Raw genomic sequence first — 21,531 nt, forward strand, 5'->3', positions numbered from 1 at the left:
GAAAGCGGCCTTTTCTTTACCGAAACAGTGACAACAGCGATTGCGGGGCCTGATTGGCAATCGACAAGGCCTGAACCGCCAATTGCTGTTGAACTTGCAAAGCCTGTTGGCGCGCAGAGGTCTCTTCTAGGTTTGCATCCACCAACGCCCCGATACCGGTGTTAAAGCTGTCGATCAGTTGTGAGGTAAAGCTTTCCTGCGTCGTCAGTCGCCCCTGGACTGAGCCGATCTCGGCGGCCGCATCGACAGCGGCCTCAATCATGACGTCCACGCGACCAAGGGCATCCGCCGCACCGGCTGCGGTTGTGACGTCTATGCTAGCGATGTCCCCCAATTCGCCCCCGGTTGTGTTCCCCGCATCAGCGCCGAGCGTATTCACGCTCACTTGCAATGTATCGCTCGCAGTGCTGACATCGGAGCTAACAACGATGTCAGTTCCCTTGAAACTCATTGCGAGCACAGAAGCGTCAATCCCGTTGGCGTTGGCATAAGCCTCCCACCTGCGGCCCAACCCCGAGACGACATCCGACATGCTATCTCCTTCTCTGGCCACATAAGCCAATGTTCCCGCCGCCATTTCCGCTTGGGTCTCGGCACCGGCTGCAGACGTCCGATAGGCCACCTGATCGAACCCTGAGCCATCCGCATCGGTACCAAAAACCGACAGCCCAAAGGCTGTTCCAGTGGTGACAGCCAGGCCGCTGACATCGATCGTCGCGCTTTGGGTCGCGTTCAACGTCGCCTGTGCCGCGCCGGCCGCATAGGTCCCGCCCGATGCCGCGACAACTGCGGCACTGGTGCGTAAATCCTGACGCTTCAAGGTGATGTCGGTCGTTTGGACACTGGCGCTATTGCGGGCCAGTGAGGCGAGAATACGGATCGTCCCCGAACCTGCATCGTCGCGGTCATTCTTGAGCAAATTCTGACCGTTAAACTGCGTCGCTTCGACCACCGCTGTGATCTGATTGCGCAGGGCTTCAACATCTGCCTGCACTTTGTCGCGATCAATGTTGTCTTGTTGGGCGACAACAATTTTTCCTTTGAGGTCCGTCAACAGGTCGCTTAGTGATTCCGCCCCTTGACGCGCCACCGAAAGAGTCGCCTGCGCCATACCCAAACTATCGGAAATCTTTTGAAACCCTTTCACATCGGATTCCATCGTTTTCGACACCGCCCAGACCGCCGCGTTCTTAGACGCGTTGGACACGCGTTTCCCGGTCCCAATTTCGGACATGGTGGCATCTAGATCAGAATTGACACGCCGAAGCGTTTTAAGCGCCGACAAGGCACCGATATTGGTCAGAATACTCGACATGTTTCACGCCTTTGCTCTTCGGGCACGCTTCTGCGCGATACCGATCAAGAAGTGGTCACAGGTGGCATTCTGCCTCGGCAAACCTTCTCTTTCACAAGGCTTGCAACAAAACTCGGATGATTGTCAGCCTCGCCTGTGTTTCTTAAAGCGATGATAATCATCATCCGCAAAATCGAGACATTTGTGGCTAAATTGTGGCAGCTCCGCCTCATTTCAGCCATAACTTATTCACGACACACAAAAAGGCCAGCCGAGTTTCCCCGCCTGGCCCCTTCCAGAAAACTCGCGACCTAGATCAAGACGAAAGCATACCATAGATTTCATCTTTGAGCGCGGCCCGCTTTTTGCGCAATTCCGCTTCTGCCAATTCGCTCATTGGTTCAACATTGGTTTCTGCGCGGTGAACCTGACGGTTTAGGTCATGATACTCGTCCGCCAGCTTTGCGAAATGAGCATCTGACTGCTTCAAGGCACTCATTTTTTCAACATGTTCCGGAAATTCCTCGGCCAGTTCATGAGGTGTATTCGACATTTGCGTCTCCCTTGTTCGTTTTCGCAAGCAAGGTGACACAGAGCTAAGGCACTCACTTTGACCCGGATCAATCAGGTGGCATTCCTGTCTCTTTTTGTCTTATTTTTTTGCCGCGCGCCAACCGGCCATACGCGCGTCGCTTGACGAGCAAAACCAGCGCTCCCCCTTGTCGGCGCGGATCGTGGTCGCGTTGTACCAATTTTGTCCGGGAAGGTGATAAATCCGCTCGCCGCTTTTAGAAATGTTGCCCTTGATCACACAGCCCTTGGGGGCCGCAAAAAGTGACCATTTTGCCCGCGCCTCGCGCCCGCGCGCGCGGTAGGTGGCGGGCGCTGTCACGTCAGTGCTGTGTAATCCGCGCCCCGCAACCAGCGCCGCTTTTTCATCAAGATCATAGTCAAAACCATATTCCCGAAAGGCAAAGGCCAGTCCGTTTTGCACCAAAACTTTTGCCATGTCCTGACCATCAACAAAGCAGCGCGCAACAACCCGTCCATAGCGATCTCGATCGCGCTCCTCGCAACGCGCCAGTTTGCCGTCAAATAGCTCAATCGCCTGCGCCTTGCTCCACGCACCACAAGCCCAAACAGGTTGGCCATCACCGCCACAGCGTTGTTTGACTTCTGGGGCGTCAATGGCATGAAGGCGGACGGAAATGCCGCCAACGTCTATCGTATCTGCATCTTTGACACGCAGCGGTCCGCTGACCTCGCTAGACGCGAGATTGGCCCCAATGACCCACAAAAGCAGAACAAGACAGAAACGAACATTTAACATCAGGTTAATCTCGGGATGAAGGCCCCCGAAATCAACCATTTAAGCGAAAACTGCTTAACGCTGCGCGGTTTCCCACTCAGGGTGTATCCAAGGCTCGGCATTTTCCGCCGCAAGGCTGCGTCCCAACACATGGTCCGACACCTTCTCCCCCACCATGATAGACGGCGCGTTTAGGTTGCCGTTGGTGATCTGTGGGAAAATCGAACTATCCGCAACGCGCAACCCATCAACTCCGATCACCTGCGCCTCTGGATCAACCACCGCCATCGGATCGTCAACCGCCCCCATTTTACAGGTCCCGCAGGGGTGATAGGCGCTTTCGACATGTTCCTTGATGAATCCGTTCAGGGCATCATCGCTTTGCACCGCATCACCCGGTTGGATTTCGTGGCCGCGATATGGGGCAAAGGCCTCTTGCCCAAAAATCTCGCGAGTCAGGCGGATACAGGTGCGGAAATCCTCCCAATCTTTTTCCTCGCTCATATAGTTGAATAGGATACTGGGGGCGGCATCTGGATCATTGGACTTTAATGTGATCGCCCCGCGTGATGGTGATCGCATCGGTCCAACATGGGCTTGATACCCATGCCCTTCCGAGGCGACTTGCCCGTCATAACGCACCGCAATCGGCAAGAAATGATATTGAATATCAGGGTATTGGACCCCTGCCCCGGATCTAATAAACCCACAGCTTTCAAATTGATTTGACGCCCCCGGCCCCGAGCGACCAAACAACCACCGCGCCCCAACATAGCCCTTGCCGATCAGGTTCCAGTATTTCGCCAAGGTCACAGGCTGGGTCGCGGCCTGTTGGATATATAGCTCAAGGTGATCCTGAAGGTTCTGACCAACACCGGCCCGATCCGCGATGACTTCAATCCCATGCTCGGCCAAATGCGCCGCAGGGCCAATGCCGGAATGCATCAACAGCTTAGGCGAATTGATGGCGCTTGCGGCGATGATCACCTCTTTGCCGGCTTCGATCACGTCGATCCGGCCCTTGCGACGCAATTCAACACCCGTCGCACGGCCATTTTCGATCACCACTTTGCGCGCCAACCCACGCACAACCGTCGCCCCAAGCTTTTCGGCTGGACGCAGATAGGCTTTGGCCGCAGACCAACGCGCGCCTTTCCAAACGGTCATGTCAAAGGGGCCAAACCCCTCTTGCTGATAGCCGTTGTAATCTGTGGTTACCGGGTAACCCGCCTGACGTCCCGCTTCGACAAAGGCGGGCACCAGCGGGTTTTCACGCGTGCCGCGCGTCACATGCAATGGACCGCCCTTGCCACGCCAAGCGGCGTCGCCGCCATGCCCGCCATCATGCCAATCTTCCTGACGTTTGAAGTAGGGCAAGACATCCGCATAGCCCCACCCCTGCGCGCCCATGTCCCGCCATGTGTCATAGTCCATCGCATGGCCACGCACATAGATCATGCCATTGATCGAGGAAGATCCACCAATAACTTTGCCCCGTGGACAGGCCAACCGGCGCCCGCCCAAATGTGGTTCAGGCTCGCTTTCAAAACCCCAGTCATAGGTTTTCATCCCCATCGGGTAGCTCAGCGCACCGGGCATATTGATGAACGGGCCCCAGTCAGAGCCTCCATGTTCGATCACAATGACCGACTTTCCGGCCTCTGCCAGCCGATAGGCCATTGCGCACCCGGCGCTGCCCGCGCCAATCACCACATAATCCGCTTTCATGCCTTTTCATCCTTCAAGACATTCGGGGTTGCTGAACCGTCAGGCATCATTCGATCAAGCCGCCCCAGTCTAGGGCGACCTCTTCCTGACGTTTCAAGGAACACCCTGAATCGCTGCAATTTCATCATCGTCCAAGGCCAACCGCCGCTGCCCCGGCGAGACGGGGGTGGGCGGGTGGGCCGCTCGCCGGGGCAGTGGCCCCAACGAGATCAAGGTCTTAAAACGGCGACTCGACGTCACCCATACGCACGTAAACCGACTTCACTTGTGAATAGTGCTCAATCGCACCCTTGGCGTTTTCACGCCCAACACCCGACATTTTCGATCCGCCAAAGGGCAATTCGACCGGCGCATCATTGTAGGAATTGATAAAGCAGCTCCCCGCCTCCATCGCCCCAATCACACGGTGCCCACGGGTTAGGTCGTTGGTGAAAACCCCGGCAGATAGGCCAAATTGCGTGTCATTGGCACGGGCAATCACCTCTTCCTCGCTGTCGAAATCCAAGACCGCCATCACCGGCCCAAAAATCTCTTCTTGAGCAATGGTCATCTCATCACTGACATCGGCAAACACCGTCGGTTCAATATAGAACCCATCACCGGCAATCTCATTGCCACCACAAACAAGACGCGCGCCCTCCTCTTTGCCCTTGGCAATATAGGACATCACAATCTCACGCTGTGCTTTGCTGACCATCGGGCCGAAATTGACGTTCTCGTCCATCGGATCACCAATTTTTGCCGTCGCCAAACGCTCCGAAAGCCGTTTTAGAAACGCCTCCTTGATCCCCTTTTGAACAAAGACCCGCGTCCCGTTGGAACAGACCTGACCAGAGGAATAGAAGTTCCCCAAGATCGCGCCACCCACGGCATTTTCCAGATCGGCATCGTCAAAGATGATTAAGGGGCTTTTGCCGCCCAGCTCCATCGTGACGTGTTTCATCCCCTCGGCGGCGGCGGCATAAACCTTGCGCCCCGTCGGCACAGAACCCGTCAGCGAAACCTTGTCGACCCGCGGGTCGGTGACCAGCGACGCACCAACCGCGCCCATGCCTTGCACAACGTTGTACAAGCCCGCTGGCAATCCCGCCTCAACCAAAATCTCGGCGACCTTTAGCGCACAAAGCGGCGTGTTTTCACTGGGCTTAAAGATCATCGCATTGCCGCAAGCCAATGCCGGAGCCCCCTTCCAGCAAGCAATCTGGGTCGGATAGTTCCATGCCCCGATACCAACACAGACGCCCAGCGCCTCGCGCACCGTATAACCCCAATCACCGCCAAGGTTGACATGCTCCCCGGTTAGGCTTCCGGCCAATCCGCCAAAGTACTCAAGCGCATCCGCCCCCGATGTCGCATCCACATACAAGGTTTCCGACATCGGCTTTCCGGTGTCATAGGTCTCAAGCTCAGACAGCTCGCGGTTGCGTTCTCGCATGATGTCCGCCGCTCGGCGCAACACCCGTCCTCGCTCTGTACCTGACTTGGCTTCCCATTCTTTCTGGGCCGCGCGCGCCGACGTCAGAGCCGCCTCAATCACCGCTGGCGTCGCGGCGTGCACACGCGCAATCACCTTACCCGTGGCCGGGTACACCACCTCGATAAGCTCACCGGCGGTGTCTTCCAAATAGGCCCCATTCACAAAATGGCTGGCCGTGGGTTGCGTATCGTAGCTTTTGCTCGTGCTCATATTGTGTCTCGCAAACTCTCATAAGAAAGCATCACCGTCTCCTGATAAGCAGGACGCCGGGTCAGCCGGTCATAGTAGCTCCGCAGCGCCGGAAAATCGGCCCGCATGATGTCGATGTCGAAATAGCGGTAAAGAACATGCCCAAGATGGATGTCCCCCGGTGTCATGTGATCCCCCGCCAACCAAGCGTGGTTTTGTAACCGCTCCTCGGCCACGGCCAATCCGGTTTCAAAACGCGAAACCGCCTGGGCGATGGCCTCCGGGTCCCGGCGCTCAGCGGGTGTGCGAACAGCCCGCCAAAAGATCGGGCCGGTAAAACGGTTCGCCACCATCTGCTTGGCCCACTCCGCCCATTGGTCAACCTTTGCCAAGGCGGTGGTATCACGCGGCCAAAACCCGTCGTCGCCATAAGCGCGAGCAAGATGGCGAATGATGGCCGCACTTTCAAAAAGCGTCACAGCTCCGTCTTGCAACACCGGGATCAATCCATTGGGGTTCATCGCCAAGAATTCCGCGCTGTCCAGCCCGCCAAAACCCTCACCGACATCGCGACGATCAACCTCAAGCCCGAGCTCAGTCACACACCACATGACCGCCTGTACGTTTGACGAGGTCGCCCGCCCCCAAACGGTCACCATGTCCAGCCCTCACCCACCAATGCCGCTTTGAAGCGACGGGGTGGGGGGGTGGGCGGCGCGTCAAAGCGGCGGCACAACCTCTCCATGCTCACTCGCCCCTCGGAAAGCGCTTGTTCTCTTCGAGATCGTTCAAATCCATATGGTTGCGCATATAGCGCTCAGAGGCCTTTTGCAGCGGTTGATAATCCCACGGGTAATACCCCCCCTGTCGCAAGGCCTCATAGACCACCAATCGGCGTGCCTGTGACTGACGGACCTCTGCATCAAATTGCGCTAGGTCCCAGCGTTTCTCGGCCTTGGCCCGCATCGCTTCCAACGTGCCGGCATGGGCCGGATCATCGGCTAGATTGGTTAACTCATGCGGATCATTGTCCAAATCGAAAAGCTGTTCAGGGTCAAGCGAACAGGCGGTGTATTTCCAATTCCCATATCGCAAGCACACCAAAGGCGCATAAGACGCCTCTGCCGTATATTCCATCGCAACCGGGGCCGTGCGTTCTTCACCATTCATCACCGAAAGAAGGTTTTCGCCACTGGTCCATGGCGCAACCTCCCCCATATCAACACCAGCCAAGGCGGCAAGCGTAGGACATAGGTCAATGGTGGATACCGGCGCGTCTACCGTCTGCCCCTCCCAACCGGGCAAGGCGATCATCATCGGCACCCGCGCCGATCCCTCATAGAACGACATCTTGTACCACAACCCGCGCTCTCCGAGCATGTCACCGTGGTCAGACACAAAGACAACAACCGCCTCTTGGCGTGTCTCTTCCAGCACTGCCAATAGCTCACCAACTTTGTCATCCAAATAAGAGATATTGGCGAAATAGGCGCGCCGAGCACGGCGAATATCTTCGGAGCTGACATCAAAAGAGCGCCAGTCATTGGCGTCAAAAATGCGCTTAGAGTGCGGATCGTGGTTGTCATAACCCATCGACGGAACCTCAGGTTCCAGATGCGGACAATCCTCATAGAGGTCCCAATACTTCTTGCGCGCCACATAGGGATCATGCGGGTGCGTAAAGCTCGCCGTGACACACCAAGGCCGATCATCCAGTCCGCGCGCAAGATCATAAAGCTTCATCTTGGCGAAATGCGCGACCTCGTCGTCATATTCCATCTGGTTGCTGATCTCAGCCACCCCTGCCCCGGTGACCGACCCCATATTGTGGTACCACCAATCAATCCGCTCGCCAGGCTTGCGGTAATCCGGGGTCCAACCGAAATCTGCGGGGTAAATGTCGGTGGTCAGGCGTTCTTCAAACCCGTGCAATTGATCCGGCCCGACAAAATGCATCTTGCCTGATAGGCACGTGTAATACCCCGCCCGGCGCAGATGATGCGCATAGGTGGGAATGTCGCTGGCGAACTCAGCCGCATTATCATAAACGCGCGTCTGGCTTGGCAACTGCCCAGACATAAAGCTTGCACGCCCCGGCGCACAAAGCGGACTTGCGGTGTAGCTGTTCGCAAAACGGGTCGAACGCGCTGCCAAAGCTTTAAGATTTGGGGCATGTAGCCAGTCGGCGGGACCATCGGGAAATAGCGTGCCGTTCAACTGATCCACCATGATGATCAGGATATTCGGGCTCACGCCGATGCCTCCCCTATTAGGGCGTGCGCTACGGTTTTGACTTGCTCCGCTGCGCCGGACATATCGCCATGGGCCAATGCCGCGCGTAGATAAACGCCATCAATTTGGGCCGCGATAATCCGCGCCGCAGATTGAGGGTTAGAACAGCGCGACCGCAACGCATGCACAAGGTTGCTGTGCAACCGTCTCTGGTAAATGTGCAAAAGCCGCGCGGCCTCTTTGTCGCGCTGCGCAAAGCTATAAAAGTTGAGCCAAGCAGAGACCGCTGCCGGATCAAAACAATTCGGGTCAAAACTTCCGTCAATAATGGCTTCAAGCCGTCTACCCGGTTGCGCAGATGCCAAGGCTGCGCGCACATCGCGCGAATACTCGTTGAGGATATGGCGCATCGCCGCCAGAAAAATCTGGGCTTTGCCGCCAAAATAGTGGTGGGCCAAGGCGCTCGACATTCCGGCACGTTTGGCGATTTGTCCAACGGTCACCTCAAGCGATCCAGCGGCCCCAATCTCTTCGACTGTGGCTGCGACCAAGGCGGCGCGTCTTTTGGGTTCTTGTCCAATCTTAGGCATATAAGAATTGCTGCCGGTTATTGACTGACAAGTCAATCAAAATCCAACGGCGACTATGGACAGCCCATGTACTCCTCACAACACGCTGAAAGGCACGTCGTAAAACATTGTCAAAGGGTCGCTTCCTGAACGCATTCCCAAAAATTCAGGCGCTCCCATGGCTGGCTCAACTTGGGCCAACTCTGATCCGGCCACACGGCCAGCATCTGGTTTATGTGCACGACTCGCGTGCATGTCTCCGGCCCAATCAGGCCGCAGCTTACATTTCAAACGTTCCCAGAACCTTGTTTTGTGGAAGGCGAGCCACTTCGACGCCATCGTTTGTGCGACGCAGGTTGTAGCCATAGCCACGCATCCGGAAACGCCACTCTGCTTCGGAAAGCACTTTGGCACGTTCTTTGAGCAAGAAGGCCTCGATCTCAGTCATATTCTCAGTCAATTTATTCTCCGCAAACATTTGTTTCTCCATCGTTCACGTTATCTTCCGATGGTTTACAAACTGCTTAAGCATTGGGGCACAAGTGCGGCCAATACATGGATTTTTAACGATTTGGAGACAATGGGCCCGAGATCAGTGTTTCGTTTCCACAACACCCGGCGTAATCCGCCGGTTCAACGCGGCCTCGCGCAAAGTGATGAATACCACGGCCCCCATGATGATCCCGCCCCCGGAAATCACCCATGGGTCAACGGCTTCGTCAAACAAAAGCGCCCCGAGGGAAACGGACCACACCAATTGCAAGAATGTCACCGGTTGGGTCACGGTCAATGGCGCGGCTTTAAAGGCCAATGTCATGGCGTAATGCCCCCCCGTCGCGAAACACGCCACGAGGAACAGAATTCCAACGTCCCACCAGCTTGGCCAGACCCAAACCGGGATAGCCAATGGGGCCAATCCGATCGTGACAGACACCGACATGGTGGCAACAACCATCGCCGGGCTGACCTCGGCCGAGAGGATTTTGGCGATTAAATAGGACGCGGCAAAACAGCTGGCGGTGATCAGCATGGCCAAATGCCCCGGATCAAGGTCGCGGAACCCCGGCCTCAGGATGATAAGCGCACCAATCATCGCAACCGCAATCGCCAAGATGCGCCGCAATGCCAATTTTTCGCCCAACAAGAGCACCGCCAAGAGCGTCACAAAAATCGGGTTGAGGTAGTTCATCGAGGTGACTTCGGCCAAGGGAATCCGCGTCATAGCAAAAAACCAAAACGCCACCCCAAGTGATTGAAACACCCCGCGCACCGCCATCAGTTTCCATTGGCGACGGGTTGGGCGCATGTTGCGCAGCTCGCGCCAGAACGGAATGACAAACACCAGCCCCAAAACATAGCGCAAAAACGCGGCTTCGGGGGCGGGTACGCGGCCATGCATGGTTTTAACCAAGGCCGTAACGGCGACAAAGCACAGCCCTGTCACCACCATCCAGAAAATGCCAACACTGGGGCGCGCTTGATCCATAGGAATTACTTAACGCATTCACCATCAGGCACAAGGCCAGTGATGTCTCGACATATGTGATGCCCCTAACGGTGGTGCCTAGCCCAATAGCAAAGCCGCCGCGATTGCCAGCATTGTCAGGCCAACACCTAGGTCAAGCACCCGCCACGCCCCCGGCTTTTCAAACACCGGTGCCAAAAGGCGCGCGCCAAATCCCAACGAAAAGAAGAACACGAAACTCGCACAGACGGCCCCAAGCCCAAAGCTTAGCTTGTCGTCGTATTGTGCCGACACCGCCCCAAGCAAGACAACCGTATCCAGATAGACATGCGGGTTGAGCCAGGTCAGCGCCAAACAGGTCAAGACCGCCAAACGCAGGCTCCCGGCCTTTTCGCCCGCCTCCATCCTGTGTCCACCGTCCCAGGCGCTTTTCAACGTGCGCAACCCGTACCACACCAAAAAGGCGGCCCCAAACAAGCGCATCCCCCATTCAAGCCCGGGCACCGCCGCAACCAAAGCCCCAAAGCCAGCCACCCCGGCGGCAATCAGCACGGCATCCGAGATCGCACAGACAAGGACAACCGGCAAAACATGTTGGCGCATCAACCCTTGGCGCAAAACAAAAGCGTTCTGCGCCCCGATGGCCAAAATCAAACTAAAGCCCAGCGCAAAGCCTGCAAAATATGCGGTCATCCCAAACTCTCCTTGTCGTCGGGCTTGACTACGTCAGGACTTTCCCGCAATCAAATTAAAGAAACTACAGGTAGATTAGTTTGGCTAATGCAATTTGATCCCCACCACCTCGCGGCTCTGTCGGGCGTTTTGCGTCATGGCAGCTTTGACGCCGCCGCCAATGCGCTTCATGTCACCCCGTCGGCGATTTCCCAACGGATCAAAGCCTTGGAAGAACGGGTCGGCTCGACCCTCATCAATCGTGGCACCCCCTGTACCGGCACGCCCCATGGGCTTCGCATCGCCAAACATGCCGAGGATATCGGCTTGTTGGAAAACGCCCTGACCCGCGATTTGCAGCTTGAGGCCTCTGACGCCCAGCGCCACCTGCGGATCGCGATCAATGCCGACAGCCTTGCCACATGGTTTGTGCAAACCATGGTGCAATTGCCCGACATCTTGTTTGATCTTGAGTTGGACGATCAGGACCATAGCGCCGATTGGCTTAAACGCGGGGCGGTGAGCGCCGCAATCACTTCGACCCCAAGCATTCCGGGCTGTGACGCCTATCCCCTCGGGGCCATTCGCTATGTCGCCACCACTTCGCCCGAATTTCACAACCGCTGGTTCTCAGAGGGCATCACCCAAGACAGTCTCAACACAGCCCCCTGTTTGGTGTTTGATACCAAGGACGGTCTGCAACGGGATTGGATGGCCGCCCAAGGGGCCCCGCGTGCAACACCCCCAAGCCACTATTTGCCCTCAACCCATGCTTTTGTTGATGCTGCTGTTGCCGGTCTTGGCTGGGGTATGAACCCCGAGCCTTTGGTGCGCCGGGCTTTGCGCCGTGGTCGGCTTGTGCCCTTGAATGACCGCGCCACATGGGATGTTCCGCTTGTCTGGCAAGTGAGCCGCGTTCTTGCTCCGGCGTTGAAACCGGTCACCGATGCCGTTGTTCAAAGCGCGCGCGCGGCTTTGGTTCAACCCTGATCCGATTTGCCGGTGCCAAACAGATAGTCCACCATCAACCCCATCCGGAAGGGCAGGCTGTCTTTGCGATCGGCCAATTGGCGCACCGTCATACGCCGCCGTCGGATCACCGCCCGCGCAACCCGATAGTCAAAGGCACGTTTGCGTTTAAGCAGGCTTTCCGGAAGTAGCTTTTGCAAGCCCTTCCACAACAACCCCAATTGCAAAAACGCCACGGCCTTAAACGCCATTTTCTGAACACTGACCCAGATGAGACGCCCCAAAGCCGTGCCACTGGCAACAATCCACAAGGGCACTTGAACCGAAAACAGGACCAGCCAAAGACCAACGGTACTTACCGACAAGGCCAGCGCCGCAAAAACCAAAATCAGCCCCGAGACAAATTTCTCAATGCCCGACAGGCTTTGGTACCATTGGAACAGTTTTGCATAGCGCGCTTGCACCGCCTCGATGTAGCGGGTGAAAAATCCGGCCAGACGGCGCAACACCGCCTTGCCCAAGACCATCGGCATCAGCGTCGACATGATCCATTTTTTGATCAATTCGATTTTGAAAAACGCCGAAGCATGGGTTTTCAACCAGATCAGAAAGATCGGCAATTCTAAGGTCGCCGTCTTTTTGAGAATGATCTTGAGCTGAACAAGGATCAGCCCCAAAGCGATCAACACATCCTTGCCAAAGTACCACGTCGCAAGGGCAGAGAGTAAAACCACCACTGTCAGCAAAAGGATCGCGCGAAATAACATGTCCGAGTGATAGGCCAGCACAGAGCGATCGGCAAGCGCCGCCCAGCCAAGGAGACTGACTCATATCAACGACGGAATGTGTTTTGTTGGGTATTATCTCGGCGTCGGGGTCGAAACCCTCTGACACTCCGACGCTCACACATGAGGGGAGGACACCACAATGAAACACCTCGTTACCCTAGCAACGGCCGCCGCCCTAGCCATGACCGCGGGGGCCTCCTTTGCCGGAGATTGCACTGGGCATGTAACCGGCGTGCGCCCAATCAGCCAATACAACCATGCCAAAGGCAACGGCTTTTTGGCGGTGCGGACCGGTCCGGGGTCCAAATACCAACAGATCGGTGAGTTGTATCGCGGGGATGAAATTGCCGTCTGGGACCGTGCCGGGAGCTGGTACCGGGTGCAATGCATGTCCGGCAGATGCCTGAATCCGCTGTGGGGACAACCTGACCCCAATGGTTGGGTCTATGGCAAGTACCTAAGCATTGGCGGTCTTTGCCCGTGACACCTTTGGGTCCGGCCTCCGGTAGGCCGGACCTTTATCCACCAGACAACAGAGAGCTTACCGTCCTTGCCTGCACCTTGATCGGCCGTTTGTTCGATCTAAACGCATGGTTTGACCTTGGCGCAGAGTCAGTGTTTCCCTCTCCGTGTACATCCCCCCATCCAAGCCCCTTTCGATTGTCTGACGAGGGTCTGACCCGTGACAATCTCTCGGCTTGCCTCGTGCCCTCGAACCTGAAACCGTGTTCAAAAGTGAGGTGGCTTGATGTTGGACCGATTTGACAATGACAAAGTGACGCTACCGACGGGTATAACCTTAAATGTTCGGCAGGCCGGACATGGCCCGGTTCTTGTGCTCCTGCATGGCTACCCGCAAACGCATCTTTGTTGGCACAAAGTTGCTCCAAGTTTGGTTGACGCCGGGTTTCATGTCATCTTGCCTGACCTGCGCGGATATGGGGACAGCGACAAGCCCCCCTCAGATGACATGCATCGCCCGTATTCCAAACGCGCGATGGCCAAGGACATCGCCGAGTTGATGACACTCTTGGGACACACGCGGTTTTGCGTTGCAGGACATGACCGCGGTGCCCGAGTGGCGCATCGGCTCGCGCGGGACTATGACGACCGGGTTCGCGCCGTGTCGTTTTTGGACATCGCTCCCACGGAATATATGTACGCGCAAACCGATCAGAGTTTTGCCAGCGCTTATTATCATTGGTTCTTCTTGATCCAACCCGCGCCCTTTCCAGAAACCTTGATCGGGCGGGATCCGGATTTTTACCTGAGCAGCAAACTCACAGCCTGGAGCACAGACATCCCAGCGGCCTTTGATCCCTCCGTTGTTGCCGAATACACCCGTTGTTTTCGAGACCCCGCCTGCATCCATGCCACCTGCGAAGGCTACCGCGCCGCCGCAACCATTGACTTAGACCATGATCGGGCCGATGCCGGGGCCAAGCTTGCCATGCCTGTGCAAGTGCTCTGGGGTGGAAACGGGGTTGTTGGTCGGCTCTATGATGTGCCCAATGTCTGGCATCAATACGCAGAAATGGTAGAGGCCCATGCGCTTCCCTGTGGTCACTTCCTACCAGAAGAAGCCCCCAAGGAAACCGCAGCCCACCTCATAAATTTCTTTCATAAAAGCCAATAAGTTAGAAGACATTTTCGACCATAGCTTTAAAAGAGTTCACTATGCCCGTCCGTGCGAATATCATCCCCGCGTATAATTTAGTCTATGCCAGCTATTCCGGGTTCGTCACACTCCCTGACGTTCAACGCTGCCAACAAAATACCTACAGCCATCCCGCCTACCGCGTTGGCATGTCTGAAATCGACGATTTGCGCGGGATCACCGATGTTGAGATCACGTTCAGGGATATGCTGACCTATGTGTCTGACCTCGTCAGCTACCACAAAGATCAGGGGCACATTCCGAAGGTCGCGTTGATAGAAAACGGCCCGTTTGTCTATGGATTGGCCCGGATGTTCACGTCAATTGCGAATATTTACGGGAATGAAATCGACGTCAAAATCGTCGATTCCGACCAAGGCGCTTGTGCGTTTCTCGGTCTTCCCAATCTGTCTTTGGCCGACCTATCCGCCGACACATAACAACCTGTTTGGGGGGGCCGCAGGCATAACTGCCTACGGCGCAAGCTTTAGAACCGCTTAGGACAGCTGGTCCATAACCTCATCAGAAGCCTCAAAGTTGGCGGTGACGCGCTGGACGTCATCATCATCCTCAAGCGCATCAATCAAGCGCATCAGCTTTTCCATTCCGTCAAGGTCCAGCTCGGTTGTGGTGGTCGGCTTCCAGATCAATTTGGTCGAATCCGATTCGCCCAAAGCCGTTTCCAAAGCCGTCGAAACCTCGTTCAGATCGGTGTCGGCACAAATGATAACATGGCCATCTTCCGAACTTTCGACATCTTCGGCACCCGCTTCGATGGCGGCTTCCATAATCGTGTCGTTGTCACCCGCTCCCGCCGGATAAACAATTTCGCCAACCCGATCGAACATGAACCCAACCGACCCGGTTTCGCCAAGGTTGCCGCCGTTTTTGGTAAAGGTCGAACGCACGGTTGATGCGGTGCGGTTGCGGTTGTCGGTCAATGTCTCGACGATGACCGCCACGCCGTTGGGGCCATAGCCCTCATAGCGGATTTCTTCGTAATCATCGCCTTCGCCTGCGACCGATTTCTTGATCGCGCGTTCGATGTTATCCTTAGGCATCGAGTTTGACTTGGCTTCTTTTACCGCCAAGCGCAAACGCGGGTTTTTCTCTGGATCAGGATCACCCATCTTGGCTGCGATGGTGATTTCCTTAGAGAATTTTGAAAACAATTTGGCCCGCAATTTGTCCTGACGACCTTTGCGGTGCTGAATATTTGCCCATTTGGAATGGCCGGCCATGGTGTCGCCTCGTATCTGATCGTCCTGTTTGGCGCATTCTATAGGCTATTGGGCTCAGGTTTCCAAGGCGGCTTTGGCCATGCCGGGCTCTGGATTGGCGTAGGTATAGGCTTGGGCATAGGCTTGGCAACGTCGGCTGGCTGCGTTAGGCGATGGGACATGGCTAATTTTCTCTTGTTGCAACTGCGCCCGGAACCCGAAGTCAGCGATAGCGAATATCGCGCGATGCTAGATAAAACCGGGTTGGACGACGCGCGTGTTCATCGCATTTGCCTTGACCGGGAAACCCTCCCGGATGGGCTTGATGTGCATGACTATGCGGGGGTTATCGTCGGCGGCGGTCCGGGCTGTGTTTCCGATGCGCCCGAAGACAAAACACCGATTGAGGCGCGCATCGAAGCCGCCTGCCTTTCTTTGATGCCTGAAATCACCGCATCGGATGTGCCGTTTATGGGCTGTTGCTATGGGATTGGCATTTTGGGCCATCACCTTGGGGCAGACGTATCAAAGGCGCGCTACGGTGAACCCGTGGGGCCGACAACCTGTGAGCTCACGGTTGAGGGGGCAAAAGATCCTCTTTTACACGGTCTCCCCAAAGCCTTTGACGCTTTGGTCGGTCACAAAGAAGCCTTGCAGGAGTTACCCAAGGGCGCGGTGCATTTGCTGGCCTCGGGCCCCTGCCCGTTTCAGATGATCCGCTACGGCGCGAATGTCTATGCCACCCAGTTTCACCCCGAAGCCGATGGGGCCGAGTTCGAAACCCGGATCAGGTTCTATCGTCACAAAGGCTATTTTGCCCCAGACGACGCCGACCGATTGATCGACATTTGCCACTCGGCAGATATCTCAACGCCCGAGAAAATCCTCTCCGCCTTTGTAGCACGCTACGGTTAAGCGAGGGGGCAAGGGGCCTGCTCCTCTGCGCCCAAGGGCGCGTTCATCTCGGGAAATTTGGGGAAAGAAAAAACCTGATCCCCGCGAGGATATTGGAGTTTTAGAGAGGCCAAAACACCGGAATGAACAGTGAGGCGATCAAGCCGATGCTGATATTCAGCGGCAGACCCACTTTGACGAAATCGGTGAATTTGTAGCCGCCGGGGCCATACACAAGCGTGTTGGTCTGATAGCCAATCGGCGTGGCAAAGCTACATGACGCCGCCACCATGACCGCAACCACCAAGGGGCGCGGGTCGACGCCAATCGCGCCGGCGAGACTGATGGCGATGGGGGTCACGACGACGGCCACTGCGTTGTTGCTGACGGCTTCGGTCAAGACCGAGGTCAGCAAATAGACCGCCCAGATCAGCAGAAACGGTGGCAAGCCGATCAGATGTGGGGCGATGGCCTCGACAATCATTTGAACCGCCCCTGAGGCCTGTAGCGCCGCGCCAATCGCCAACATCGAAAAGATCAGCGCCAACAAGCGGCCTTCGATAAAGGAAAACGCCTCTTCGGCGTCGATGCAGCGCGCCAGTAAAACAATGGCAACGGCAATGATGGTCAGCGGCAGGATTTTTGCCACCCCCAAGGCGGAGAGGATGACAATCCCCGCGAGGGCAAGCAAAGCAATCGGAGCATGGCCACGGCGAAAGGCCCGTGCGGAGGGGCGCGACACATCCACAAGGGCCATGTCTTCGGCCAAACGTTGAATGTCTTCGGGGTTGCCTTCGAGCAAGAGCGTATCCCCCACCCGCACCACCAAATCATCGAGCTGGCGTCCGATATTTTGGTTCCGCCGGTGCACCGCCAAAGGGTACACACCATAGCGCCGCCGCAGACGCAGGGCTCCAAGGCTGCGCCCGATCATCTTGCAACCGGGGGAAATCAGCACCTCAACCGTGGTGGTTTCCTTGGCCGACACTTGATCGACGCGTTTCAGGGATTTATTGCGCTGTAGCGACAAAAGCTCGGTCATTTGGGTGCGCAAAACCACGCGATCACCAACCTGCAATTCGACGCCGTCAAGGTTGCGTCGCAAGGATGCATCGCCGCGGATCACGTCGATGAGGCGAACGCCATCGCGTTTGAAGAGTTGAACCCCAAGCACCTCGCGGCCGATCAGGTTGGAATCCGGTGGCACAATGGCTTCTGTAAAGAATTTCATCCGCGACCGATCAGACAACATGCCCGCCAATGAGGTTCGATCCGGCAGTAAAAACCGACCAATAACCGCAAGGTAAACCATGCCGAATGTGATCAGAATGACCGCCAGTGGCGTGACTTCAAAAATCGTAAAGGGCTCCATCCCTTGGGTCCGCGCCACCCCATCAACCAACAGGTTGGTCGAGGTCCCGATAAGGGTCAAAGTACCGCCCAAGATGGCCGCGTAACTAAGCGGGATCAACAGCTTGGACGGGGCCAACCCCAGCGCTTTGGCCAATTGGACAAAGACCGGCAGCATCACAACCACAACCGGCGTGTTGTTCATAAAGGCCGATGCCACCACCACCACCGCCAAAATCGCCGCCATTGCGGTGCGCGGATGGATGAGCACCTGCGCCTGAGCGTAGTTGGTAAAAGCATCCAACGCACCGGTGCGCACCAAGGCCCCCATGACGATAAACATGCCCGCAATGGTCCAAGGTGCGGGGTTCGACAACACCGCCAAGGCGTTGTCATAGGGAAGAACGCCGGTGAACAACAAAACCGCAACACCACCAAGAGCGGTGACTTCGGTCGGGTAAATGTCGCGCAAAAACAACGCAAACATCACGATGACCACAGCAATGGCGACCCCGGCCTGCCCGGTCTGGCTCAGTTCAATGAATTGCATGCTCTGCTCTGTTATCCCTCAACCGATGGCCATTGTGGCCGACCGGCGCGATGGTAACAAGGCCAAGTTTAAGGGCAATTCCCCGCAGTCAGAGACCGGAAGCCTGTAAACGGCCACCATGGCGGATTGGTGTGATAGACGTCGCTTTGCCGGTTCGGTCATCGGTTTCGACAACAACCCCCGAGAGCGTTGCCTCGCCGGTTGCCGGGGTAAAGCGCCCCTTGACCATGCCGGTCACAAAACGGCGCATCGGTTCCGCCTTTTCCATGCCGATCACCGAATTATAGTCGCCGCACATGCCCGCATCGCTCATGTATCCGGTGCCGCCCGGCAGAATTTGCGCATCGCCCGTTGGCACATGGGTATGAGTGCCGACAACAAGGCTGGCCTTGCCGTCGCAAAAATGCCCCATGCCCATTTTCTCGGACGTGGCTTCGCAATGTATATCAACCAAAATCGCTTGGGCCTGACCACCCAAAGGGTGGCGACGGAACACATCATCCATGGCCGAAAACGGATCATCATAGGCACGTTTCATGAACACCTGCCCCAACACCTGAGACACCAGAACCTTGCGGCCTCGACGGTCATTGAACAATCCAACTCCGCGCCCCGGCGCAGTTTTGGCAAAGTTGATCGGGCGGAGCACCCGCGGCTCATTTTCGATAAAGCTGAGCATGTCTTTTTGGTCAAACGCATGGTCGCCCAAGGTGACCACATCGGCCCCTGCGCCCAAAATCAGCTTGGCATGTTCCCCCGAGAGACCCATGCCATTCGACGCGTTCTCGCCGTTGACCACAACAAAATCCAGCCGCCAGTCATCGCGCAGCTTGGGGAGGTTTTCGGTGATGGCGGCGCGCCCGGCACGGCCCATCACATCGCCTAGAAACAGAATTCGCATAACGCCATGCCCTAGCGCCAATTGCATAGAAAGCAAAGAGGACAAGGCAAAATAGCCGCAATGAGGTTGTGGTTATTTCCCCAAGCCTATTTACAGGCCATCGCCTGTTTGATCGCCGCCGCGCTATAGGCCCCCAATCGCCGAGAGGAAAGTTTGGACCCGTCAAATCGAACGGCTCGAACCTCTCGCCAATTTCCCGACGCCACGATCATCTCAGGGCCGTTGCCACAGTCGCGCAGACCACCTTCGATGTAATCCCAGCCGATCTGATGGTTGCTAAACCCCGAGGCCGCGGCCACTTCGCTTAGCTCACCATTCTCATATCGCCAAACACGTAGGGTTTTGGCCAGATGCGGGCGATCAATATAGGCAACTTCGATCCTGCCATCCCCGTCCAAATCGCCGGCCCCAATCGGGGCCAGCCAGCGGTTGCGTTGGCCAATAAAGGGCGTGACTGCAAGCCGCCCACTGTCATCCCAAAGCGCCAATCGCGCCCCTTTGGATTGGTGTGATTCAACAACCATGAATTCGAGATCGGGCTGCCCGCTATCAGACGGATTTCCCTCTTTGTCTCGGGCGGATACGCCATCAATCTCTACAACGCGCGGGGTGAGGTCTTCGAAAACCAGCGCTTCAGGTAGGCGAAATCTTTTGCCGGAGCTGAACTCCAAGCCCCCCCACTCAATGGCGTCCCCAAGAACACCGTGCTGATACCGGGTGGTTGGCTCCACAAATTGCGCCGCCGCTGGCACCTCTGCCGCGGCAGCCCCCGCCATCCACAGGCTCGACATCAGCAGCCCGCCGCGCATGAGGCGGCGCAAAGGGCGCAACAGGAGACGCGGCGCCCTTTTCAACATCAGATTTGCTTTTCAGGCAGTTGCACAACCAAACCATCCAGATCATCGGTCACTTTGATCTGACAGGTTAGGCGCGACCGGGCCGGATCGGGCTCAAACGCGAAATCCAACATGTCTTCTTCCATATCATCCTTGGCCGGAACCTTTTCGACCCAAGCCGGATCAACATAGACGTGGCATGTGGAACAGGCACAGGCCCCGCCGCAATCCGCCTCGATGCCCGGCACGCCGTTGTCGCGCGCGCCTTCCATTACGGTAAGCCCACTGGCCACCTCAATTTCGTGTTTCGTGCCGTTGTGCTCGATATAGGTGATTTTCGCCATCTTCACCGCTCTCCAATAATCATTTGGCACATACCTAATGTGCCGCTCTGGTCTCTGCCAGCCCCTTTTGCGGCATTCCAATGTCGCAGGGCGCAACAAACTTGCCTCATCACACAAATGTTCTATATTTGTTCACATGAAACATCCGCCCCCCTGGCCCCTGCCCCCCTCGGCGCTGCAAGCCTGCCGTTTGGTCGAACCGCCAAATGGCGCGCGCATCGCCGTGGCGGGTCTGGTGATCCTGCGCCAACGCCCCGGCACCGCCAATGGGGTGATCTTTCTGACGCTTGAGGATGAGACGGGAATCGTCAACGTCATCGTCTGGCGCAAAATGTACGAGGCCTACCGCCGTGCGGTCATCGCCGGGCGCATGCTGCGCGTCACCGGCCGTATTCAGCGTGACAATGGCGTCACCCATGTCATTGCGGACACAATCGAAGATATTTCTGACATGTTGGATATGCTTTTGGACCCAAAGCTTGGCGAGATCGGCAAAACCGGCTAACGTCACTGCCAAACTAAGGCACGACAAGAGGCCCGAGCAGATTGATGAAATGGACCGCACCGCTTTCCGCGTTGGCGCTACTTGCTGCATGCACCGCATCGCAGCCCGTCACCCGTGCCGCCACCCCAATTGGCCCGCCGCCCATGGCCGAACCCGATCGCGACGGCCGCTGTTGGGCGCGCGAAATCACCCCTGCCGTCTATGAGCAGGTCATGGGTGAAGTCCAGGTCGTCCAGGCGGAAATCGCCGAAGATGGCACCGTGATCCGCCCGCCAATCTATCGCAAGGCACCGGTGCCACGGGTTGTCACCCCGCGCGGTGAGATGCGGTTTGAGGCCCCCTGCGGCTATCAAATGACCCCGGATTTTGTCGCCTCGACCCAACGCGCCCTTGCCGCACGCGGGTATTTCCACGGCAATGTCACCGGGCAACTCGACGCCCCGACCACCGCCGCCATTCGCAAATTCCAAAACGAACGTGGTCTGGACAGCGGCCAGATGTCACTTGAAACCGCCCGCAGCCTCGGCCTTGTCGCCGTGGATCGCAGCAGTTTGTAGCCAAATCGCAGCAGGCCGCCCCGTT

Annotated in this window: 24 protein-coding genes; 7 read left to right on the forward strand and 17 right to left on the reverse strand. The window is 56.7% G+C overall.

Going from position 1 to position 21,531, the window contains the following annotated elements:
• Positions 1–16: 16 nt before the first annotated feature.
• From AC5EFR_RS04745 to AC5EFR_RS04795, 11 genes are all read right to left on the reverse strand, one after another.
• Positions 17–1,315: a flagellin N-terminal helical domain-containing protein gene (locus AC5EFR_RS04745; RefSeq protein WP_493574810.1), complete on the reverse strand. Its 1,299-nt coding sequence runs from the start codon at positions 1,313–1,315 to the stop codon at positions 17–19.
• Positions 1,316–1,610: 295 nt separating this feature from the next.
• Positions 1,611–1,847: an HP1242/YdcH family protein gene (locus AC5EFR_RS04750; protein ID WP_493574811.1), complete on the reverse strand. Its 237-nt coding sequence runs from the start codon at positions 1,845–1,847 to the stop codon at positions 1,611–1,613.
• A gap of 99 nt (positions 1,848–1,946) precedes the next feature.
• Entirely contained in the window at positions 1,947–2,663 is a 717-nt protein-coding gene (locus AC5EFR_RS04755; protein WP_493574812.1) for a thermonuclease family protein, read from the reverse strand.
• Between the two features lie 15 nt (positions 2,664–2,678).
• The gene (gene betA / locus AC5EFR_RS04760) at positions 2,679–4,331 is read right to left on the reverse strand and encodes a choline dehydrogenase (RefSeq protein ID WP_493574813.1); all 1,653 of its coding nucleotides are present in this window, start codon (positions 4,329–4,331) and stop codon (positions 2,679–2,681) included.
• A 217-nt stretch (positions 4,332–4,548) separates the two neighbouring features.
• Complete coding sequence (gene betB / locus AC5EFR_RS04765) at positions 4,549–6,018, reverse strand: betaine-aldehyde dehydrogenase (protein ID WP_493574814.1); 1,470 nt, start codon at positions 6,016–6,018, stop codon at positions 4,549–4,551.
• Complete coding sequence (locus AC5EFR_RS04770; RefSeq protein ID WP_493574815.1) at positions 6,015–6,656, reverse strand: glutathione S-transferase family protein; 642 nt, start codon at positions 6,654–6,656, stop codon at positions 6,015–6,017. The genes betB and AC5EFR_RS04770 overlap by 4 nt, the downstream gene beginning before the upstream one ends.
• Before the next feature lie 88 nt (positions 6,657–6,744).
• Positions 6,745–8,250: a choline-sulfatase gene (betC, locus tag AC5EFR_RS04775; protein ID WP_493574816.1), complete on the reverse strand. Its 1,506-nt coding sequence runs from the start codon at positions 8,248–8,250 to the stop codon at positions 6,745–6,747.
• Positions 8,247–8,819: a choline-binding transcriptional repressor BetI gene (gene betI, locus AC5EFR_RS04780; RefSeq protein ID WP_493574817.1), complete on the reverse strand. Its 573-nt coding sequence runs from the start codon at positions 8,817–8,819 to the stop codon at positions 8,247–8,249. The genes betC and betI overlap by 4 nt, the downstream gene beginning before the upstream one ends.
• A gap of 259 nt (positions 8,820–9,078) precedes the next feature.
• On the reverse strand, positions 9,079–9,246 hold the full coding sequence (locus tag AC5EFR_RS04785) for a hypothetical protein (protein ID WP_493574818.1): 168 nt from the start codon (positions 9,244–9,246) through the stop codon (positions 9,079–9,081).
• A gap of 144 nt (positions 9,247–9,390) precedes the next feature.
• A complete protein-coding gene (locus tag AC5EFR_RS04790; RefSeq protein WP_493574819.1) occupies positions 9,391–10,284 on the reverse strand; it encodes a DMT family transporter in 894 nt (297 codons plus the stop codon).
• A 78-nt stretch (positions 10,285–10,362) separates the two neighbouring features.
• Positions 10,363–10,956 (reverse strand): LysE/ArgO family amino acid transporter, encoded by a 594-nt coding sequence (locus AC5EFR_RS04795; RefSeq protein WP_493574820.1) that lies wholly within the window; start codon positions 10,954–10,956, stop codon positions 10,363–10,365.
• Positions 10,957–11,043: 87 nt separating this feature from the next.
• Here AC5EFR_RS04795 and AC5EFR_RS04800 point away from each other — a divergent pair, with 87 nt between their 5' ends.
• Positions 11,044–11,925, forward strand: a complete 882-nt coding sequence (locus tag AC5EFR_RS04800; protein ID WP_493574821.1) for a LysR family transcriptional regulator ArgP — start codon at positions 11,044–11,046, stop codon at positions 11,923–11,925.
• On the opposite strand, the gene AC5EFR_RS04805 is transcribed toward AC5EFR_RS04800, so the two are convergent.
• Positions 11,916–12,671 (reverse strand): hypothetical protein, encoded by a 756-nt coding sequence (locus AC5EFR_RS04805; RefSeq protein WP_493574822.1) that lies wholly within the window; start codon positions 12,669–12,671, stop codon positions 11,916–11,918. The genes AC5EFR_RS04800 and AC5EFR_RS04805 overlap by 10 nt on opposite strands.
• 160 nt (positions 12,672–12,831) lie before the next feature.
• Between AC5EFR_RS04805 and AC5EFR_RS04810 the strand changes: the two genes are divergently transcribed.
• The 3 genes from AC5EFR_RS04810 (at position 12,832) to AC5EFR_RS04820 (ending at position 14,789) form a co-directional block, all read left to right on the forward strand.
• Positions 12,832–13,176 carry an SH3 domain-containing protein gene (locus AC5EFR_RS04810; RefSeq protein ID WP_493574823.1) on the forward strand — a complete coding sequence of 115 codons (345 nt, stop codon included), beginning with the start codon at positions 12,832–12,834 and terminating at the stop codon, positions 13,174–13,176.
• Between the two features lie 264 nt (positions 13,177–13,440).
• A complete protein-coding gene (locus AC5EFR_RS04815) occupies positions 13,441–14,328 on the forward strand; it encodes an alpha/beta fold hydrolase (RefSeq protein ID WP_493574824.1) in 888 nt (295 codons plus the stop codon).
• A 41-nt stretch (positions 14,329–14,369) separates the two neighbouring features.
• Positions 14,370–14,789 carry a hypothetical protein gene (locus tag AC5EFR_RS04820; protein ID WP_493574825.1) on the forward strand — a complete coding sequence of 140 codons (420 nt, stop codon included), beginning with the start codon at positions 14,370–14,372 and terminating at the stop codon, positions 14,787–14,789.
• Positions 14,790–14,846: 57 nt separating this feature from the next.
• Here AC5EFR_RS04820 and AC5EFR_RS04825 read toward each other — a convergent pair whose 3' ends face one another.
• Positions 14,847–15,590, reverse strand: a complete 744-nt coding sequence (locus tag AC5EFR_RS04825) for a YebC/PmpR family DNA-binding transcriptional regulator (protein ID WP_493574826.1) — start codon at positions 15,588–15,590, stop codon at positions 14,847–14,849.
• 159 nt (positions 15,591–15,749) lie between these two features.
• On the opposite strand from AC5EFR_RS04825, the gene AC5EFR_RS04830 reads away from it, so the two are divergent.
• Entirely contained in the window at positions 15,750–16,484 is a 735-nt protein-coding gene (locus AC5EFR_RS04830; protein WP_493574827.1) for a glutamine amidotransferase, read from the forward strand.
• Positions 16,485–16,584: 100 nt separating this feature from the next.
• On the opposite strand, the gene AC5EFR_RS04835 is transcribed toward AC5EFR_RS04830, so the two are convergent.
• From AC5EFR_RS04835 to AC5EFR_RS04850, 4 genes are all read right to left on the reverse strand, one after another.
• The gene (locus tag AC5EFR_RS04835) at positions 16,585–18,363 is read right to left on the reverse strand and encodes an SLC13 family permease (RefSeq protein WP_493574828.1); all 1,779 of its coding nucleotides are present in this window, start codon (positions 18,361–18,363) and stop codon (positions 16,585–16,587) included.
• Positions 18,364–18,451: 88 nt separating this feature from the next.
• On the reverse strand, positions 18,452–19,264 hold the full coding sequence (locus AC5EFR_RS04840; RefSeq protein ID WP_493574835.1) for a TIGR00282 family metallophosphoesterase: 813 nt from the start codon (positions 19,262–19,264) through the stop codon (positions 18,452–18,454).
• A gap of 86 nt (positions 19,265–19,350) precedes the next feature.
• Entirely contained in the window at positions 19,351–20,055 is a 705-nt protein-coding gene (locus AC5EFR_RS04845) for a VCBS repeat-containing protein (protein ID WP_493574829.1), read from the reverse strand.
• Positions 20,056–20,120: 65 nt separating this feature from the next.
• The gene (locus tag AC5EFR_RS04850; protein WP_299923954.1) at positions 20,121–20,444 is read right to left on the reverse strand and encodes a 2Fe-2S iron-sulfur cluster-binding protein; all 324 of its coding nucleotides are present in this window, start codon (positions 20,442–20,444) and stop codon (positions 20,121–20,123) included.
• A gap of 136 nt (positions 20,445–20,580) precedes the next feature.
• On the opposite strand from AC5EFR_RS04850, the gene AC5EFR_RS04855 reads away from it, so the two are divergent.
• Entirely contained in the window at positions 20,581–20,949 is a 369-nt protein-coding gene (locus tag AC5EFR_RS04855) for an OB-fold nucleic acid binding domain-containing protein (RefSeq protein WP_493574830.1), read from the forward strand.
• A gap of 44 nt (positions 20,950–20,993) precedes the next feature.
• Entirely contained in the window at positions 20,994–21,506 is a 513-nt protein-coding gene (locus tag AC5EFR_RS04860) for a peptidoglycan-binding domain-containing protein (RefSeq protein ID WP_299923959.1), read from the forward strand.
• Positions 21,507–21,531 lie beyond the last annotated feature (25 nt).

Source organism: Pelagimonas sp. (assembly GCF_058892305.1).

Bases quoted from the DNA above. Each gene is read 5' to 3' on its own strand.
- AC5EFR_RS04815 (WP_493574824.1), top strand. From the start codon at position 13,441: ATGTTGGACCGATTTGACAATGACAAAGTGACGCTACCGACGGGTATA.
- AC5EFR_RS04845 (WP_493574829.1), bottom strand. From the start codon at position 20,055: ATGTCGAGCCTGTGGATGGCGGGGGCTGCCGCGGCAGAGGTGCCAGCG.
- AC5EFR_RS04785 (WP_493574818.1), bottom strand. From the start codon at position 9,246: ATGACTGAGATCGAGGCCTTCTTGCTCAAAGAACGTGCCAAAGTGCTT.
- AC5EFR_RS04835 (WP_493574828.1), bottom strand. From the start codon at position 18,363: ATGCAATTCATTGAACTGAGCCAGACCGGGCAGGCCGGGGTCGCCATT.
- AC5EFR_RS04750 (WP_493574811.1), bottom strand. From the start codon at position 1,847: ATGTCGAATACACCTCATGAACTGGCCGAGGAATTTCCGGAACATGTT.
- AC5EFR_RS04830 (WP_493574827.1), top strand. From the start codon at position 15,750: ATGGCTAATTTTCTCTTGTTGCAACTGCGCCCGGAACCCGAAGTCAGC.
- AC5EFR_RS04855 (WP_493574830.1), top strand. From the start codon at position 20,581: ATGAAACATCCGCCCCCCTGGCCCCTGCCCCCCTCGGCGCTGCAAGCC.
- AC5EFR_RS04825 (WP_493574826.1), bottom strand. From the start codon at position 15,590: ATGGCCGGCCATTCCAAATGGGCAAATATTCAGCACCGCAAAGGTCGT.
- betI (WP_493574817.1), bottom strand. From the start codon at position 8,819: ATGCCTAAGATTGGACAAGAACCCAAAAGACGCGCCGCCTTGGTCGCA.
- AC5EFR_RS04745 (WP_493574810.1), bottom strand. From the start codon at position 1,315: ATGTCGAGTATTCTGACCAATATCGGTGCCTTGTCGGCGCTTAAAACG.
- AC5EFR_RS04755 (WP_493574812.1), bottom strand. From the start codon at position 2,663: ATGGTTGATTTCGGGGGCCTTCATCCCGAGATTAACCTGATGTTAAAT.
- AC5EFR_RS04840 (WP_493574835.1), bottom strand. From the start codon at position 19,264: ATGCGAATTCTGTTTCTAGGCGATGTGATGGGCCGTGCCGGGCGCGCC.
- betB (WP_493574814.1), bottom strand. From the start codon at position 6,018: ATGAGCACGAGCAAAAGCTACGATACGCAACCCACGGCCAGCCATTTT.
- AC5EFR_RS04790 (WP_493574819.1), bottom strand. From the start codon at position 10,284: ATGGATCAAGCGCGCCCCAGTGTTGGCATTTTCTGGATGGTGGTGACA.
- AC5EFR_RS04805 (WP_493574822.1), bottom strand. From the start codon at position 12,671: ATGTTATTTCGCGCGATCCTTTTGCTGACAGTGGTGGTTTTACTCTCT.
- AC5EFR_RS04795 (WP_493574820.1), bottom strand. From the start codon at position 10,956: ATGACCGCATATTTTGCAGGCTTTGCGCTGGGCTTTAGTTTGATTTTG.
- AC5EFR_RS04850 (WP_299923954.1), bottom strand. From the start codon at position 20,444: ATGGCGAAAATCACCTATATCGAGCACAACGGCACGAAACACGAAATT.
- AC5EFR_RS04810 (WP_493574823.1), top strand. From the start codon at position 12,832: ATGAAACACCTCGTTACCCTAGCAACGGCCGCCGCCCTAGCCATGACC.
- betA (WP_493574813.1), bottom strand. From the start codon at position 4,331: ATGAAAGCGGATTATGTGGTGATTGGCGCGGGCAGCGCCGGGTGCGCA.
- AC5EFR_RS04820 (WP_493574825.1), top strand. From the start codon at position 14,370: ATGCCCGTCCGTGCGAATATCATCCCCGCGTATAATTTAGTCTATGCC.
- AC5EFR_RS04770 (WP_493574815.1), bottom strand. From the start codon at position 6,656: ATGGTGACCGTTTGGGGGCGGGCGACCTCGTCAAACGTACAGGCGGTC.
- AC5EFR_RS04860 (WP_299923959.1), top strand. From the start codon at position 20,994: ATGAAATGGACCGCACCGCTTTCCGCGTTGGCGCTACTTGCTGCATGC.
- AC5EFR_RS04800 (WP_493574821.1), top strand. From the start codon at position 11,044: ATGCAATTTGATCCCCACCACCTCGCGGCTCTGTCGGGCGTTTTGCGT.